3 protein-coding genes and 1 pseudogene are annotated in these 3,760 nt (G+C 74.5%); all 4 read left to right on the forward strand.

What is annotated here, in order from left to right:
* Window positions 1-1,290: RsmB/NOP family class I SAM-dependent RNA methyltransferase (locus tag ACOV8S_RS29310; RefSeq protein WP_448321512.1), on the forward strand; the 1,290-nt coding region annotated here is incomplete at its 5' end.
* 109 nt (window positions 1,291-1,399) lie between these two features.
* The gene (rpe, locus tag ACOV8S_RS29315; protein ID WP_382557460.1) at window positions 1,400-2,086 is read left to right on the forward strand and encodes a ribulose-phosphate 3-epimerase; all 687 of its coding nucleotides are present in this window, start codon (window positions 1,400-1,402) and stop codon (window positions 2,084-2,086) included.
* Window positions 2,087-2,199: 113 nt separating this feature from the next.
* Window positions 2,200-3,243 carry a sugar-binding transcriptional regulator gene (locus ACOV8S_RS29320; RefSeq protein ID WP_448321513.1) on the forward strand — a complete coding sequence of 348 codons (1,044 nt, stop codon included), beginning with the start codon at window positions 2,200-2,202 and terminating at the stop codon, window positions 3,241-3,243.
* Between the two features lie 312 nt (window positions 3,244-3,555).
* Window positions 3,556-3,760 (forward strand): annotated as a pseudogene (locus ACOV8S_RS29325) (helix-turn-helix transcriptional regulator); the annotation flags it as partial.

Genomic DNA, 3,760 nt, shown 5'->3' on the forward strand with positions numbered 1-3,760 from the left:
CTGCTGGGCAAGGCCCGCGAGAAGGAGGGCTTCGACGGCCGGGACGCCGCCCTCGCCACCGAGCTCGTCTACGGCACGCTGCGTCGCCAGGGCACCTACGACGCGATCATCGCGGACTGCGTCGACCGGCCGCTGCGCGAGGTGGACCCGCCGGTGCTCGACGTGCTCTCGCTCGGCGCGCACCAGCTGCTGGGCACCCGGATCCCGCCGCACGCGGCGGTCTCCGCCACCGTTGAGCTGGCCCGCGTGGTGCTCGGCGACGGCCGCGCCAAGTTCGTCAACGCCGTGCTGCGCAAGATCGCCCGGCAGGACCTCGACGGCTGGCTGGAGCAGGTCGCCCCGCCCTACGACGAGGACCCTGAGGACCACCTCGCCGTGGTCCACTCCCACCCCCGCTGGGTGGTCTCCGCACTGTGGGACTCGCTGGGCGGCGGCCGGGCCGGCGTCGAGGAACTGCTGGCCGCGGACAACGAGCGGCCCGAGGTGACCCTGGTGGCCCGCCCCGGGCGGGCCACCGCGGCCGAGCTGCTGGAGTCGCTGGACGAGGAGGCGGCCGCGCCGGGGCGCTGGTCCCCGTACGCGGTCCGGCTCACCGAGGGCGGCGAGCCCGGAGCGGTGGAGGCCGTGCGCGAGGGTCGCGCCGGAGTCCAGGACGAGGGCAGCCAGCTGGTCGCGCTGGCGCTGGCCAACGCGCCGCTGGAGGGCCCCGACAAGGCCTGGCTGGACGGCTGCGCGGGCCCCGGCGGCAAGGCGGCGCTGCTCGCCGGGCTGGCCGCCGAGCGCGGGGCCGTGCTGCTCGCCTCGGAGAAGCAGCCGCACCGGGCGGGCCTGGTCGCCCGGGCACTGGAGGGCAACCCCGGCCCGTACCAGGTGATCACCGCCGACGGCACGCGCCCGCCGTGGCGTCCCGGCTCGTTCGACCGCGTCCTGATGGACGTGCCGTGCACCGGTCTGGGCGCGCTGCGGCGGCGCCCGGAGGCCCGCTGGCGGCGGCGGCCCGAGGACCTGGACGGCTTCGCCCCGCTGCAGCGGGCGCTGCTGCGCACCGCCCTGGAATCGGTGCGGGTCGGCGGGGTCGTCGGCTACGTGACCTGCTCCCCGCACCTCGCGGAGACCCGCGCGGTCGTCGACGACGTGCTCAAGCAGCACGCCGGCGAGGCCGAACTCCTCGACGCGCGGCCCCTGTTGCCGGGCGTGACCGACCTCGGAGAAGGTCCCGACGTCCAGCTCTGGCCGCACCTGCACGGCACCGACGCCATGTATCTGGCGCTGCTGCGCCGCGTCGCGTAACGACCGCACCCGGGGCGCGCCCCCGACCGTGCCCGGCGACCGACTCCGGGCGGAAAGTGGAAGGCCCCCGGATGCCGCCCGGGGGCCCGCTCCATGGGAGGCTGTGGGCATGGCCGTGCAGATCAACCCGAGCATCCTGTCCGCCGACTTCGCGCGCCTCGCCGACGAGGCGAAGGCGGTCGCCGGGGCCGACTGGCTCCACGTCGACGTGATGGACAACCACTTCGTGCCCAACCTGACCCTCGGCGTGCCGGTGGTCGAGTCCCTGGCGCGGGCGACGGACACCCCGCTGGACTGTCACCTGATGATCGAGCAGCCCGACCGCTGGGCCCCGCAGTACGTGGAGGCCGGCGCGGGGTCCGTCACCTTCCACGTCGAGGCCGCCGCAGCGCCGGTGCGCCTCGCCCGCGAGATCCGCGCCAAGGGCGCCCGCGCCTCCATGGCGCTGCGTCCGGCCACGCCGATCGAGCCCTACGAGGACCTGCTCCCCGAGCTGGACATGCTGCTGATCATGACGGTCGAACCCGGCTTCGGCGGCCAGGCCTTCCTGGACATCATGCTGCCCAAGATCCGCCGCACCCGTGAGCTCATCACCAAGCACGGTCTCGAGCTCTGGCTGCAGATCGACGGCGGCGTCTCGGAGTCCACGATCGAACGCTGCGCCGAGGCCGGCGCCGACGTGTTCGTGGCCGGTTCCGCGGTGTACAGCGCCGAGGACCCGGCCGAGGCGGTGCGCGCGCTGCGCGCCAAGGCGGAGGCGGCCACCGCCGCCGCGTCCTGGGCGTGCGCCCACTGAACCGCACCCGCCGCGCCGCGCCCGGCGCCCGCCGGGCCAACGGAATGTGAACGACGCCGACAGAGGCGGATCCGCCCTGCCGTATCTGCAAGGATGGACGGCAGGTCCAAGATGTGAACAGCAGTGAGGAGAGCGCCGTGTCGGGTATGTCGGCGGGCCGGTCAGCCATGCGGATGGGTCCCGCTGAGCTGGTGCAGGCGGCGGCCATGGCCCGCCGCTTCTACCTCGAGGGCAAGTCCAAGATCCAGATCGCCGAGGAGTTCGGCGTGAGCCGCTTCAAGGTGGCGCGGGTGCTGGAGACCGCCCTCGAGAGGGACCTCGTGCGGATCGAGATCCGTGTCCCGGCCGAACTGGACGCGGAGCGCTCCGACGCGCTCCGGGCCCGGTACGGCCTGCGGCACGCCGTCGTGGTCGAGTCCCCCGCGGAGGCCCAGGACTCCCCGGACCCGGAGAACCTTGGCGAGGTCGCCGCGGACCTCCTCGGTGAGCTCATCGACGAGGGGGACGTCCTGGGGCTGGCCTGGGGCAGGTCCACCATCCACATGGCGGCGGCGCTGAGCAAGCTGCCGCAGTGCACGGTGGTCCAGCTGACCGGCGTCTACGACGCCGGAACCGCCGAGCGCGGCTCGGTGGAGGCGGTGCGGCGCGCCGCCCAGGTGTCGGGCGGCGACGCCCACCCCATCTACGCGCCGATGCTGCTGCCGGACGTGGCCACCGCGGCCGCGCTGCGCAGCCAGACGGGCATCGCCCGGGCCTTCGAGTACTTCGACAAGGTCACCGTCGCCTGCGTCTCGATCGGTTCCTGGGACCCGGGCGTCTCCACGGTGCACGACATGCTCAGCGACGAGGAGCGGGAGCACTATGCCTCGCTGGGCGTCGCGGCGGAGATGTCGGCCCACCTGTTCGACGCTCAGGGCCGGCGGGTCGGCCGGGACCTGGGCGAGCGGTGCATCACGGTGAAGGCGGAGCAGCTGCGCCGCATCCCCGAGGTGGTCGCCATCGCCGGCGGGGCGCGCAAGGGCTCCGCGATCGACGCGGTGCTGCGCTCGGGGCTGGTCACCAGCCTGGTGACCGACACCTCGGCCGCCGACTACCTGCTGACCGCGGGCCCGACGCCGGCTCCCGCCCTCGACCGGGCGGACCCCGACGGCGTCTGACATCCCCACGGCTTCGGCCCCGTCCTGACGGCCCGCGCTCCCCGCGCGGGCCGTCAGGCGTTCTCCGCGCGGGCCGTCCGGGCGTTTCTCCGGGCGGCCCGTCCGGCGTTCTCAGGCCCCGCCGCGGCCCTTCACGCGCCCGGGCAGCCCGGCGCTACCCCGGAACGGGGCGGTCCACGCGCAGGGCCGCCCTGTCGGCGGCTTTCGGCCAACCCTGCGCGGAAGACGCCGCCCGTATTGTGCGGTCATGGACATGATCGCAAAATGGCCGGGTTGCCGGGACCGGGACCGCCGCGCGAGAGGGGACAGCGGATGGAAGCGCACGGAGCCGAAACCGGAAGCCTCGACCTGCAGATCCTGCGCATGCTGCTCGAAGGGTGCACGGACGCCACCGTCGCCCTGCGGCTGGGCATCGGGCAGCGGACCGTGCAGCGGCGTATCCGGCAGATGATGGACGCGGCGGGCGTCAACACCCGCATCCAGCTCGGCTGGCACGCCAGGGAGCGCTTCCCGTACC

The organism is Streptomyces sp. CO7 (assembly GCF_053474865.1).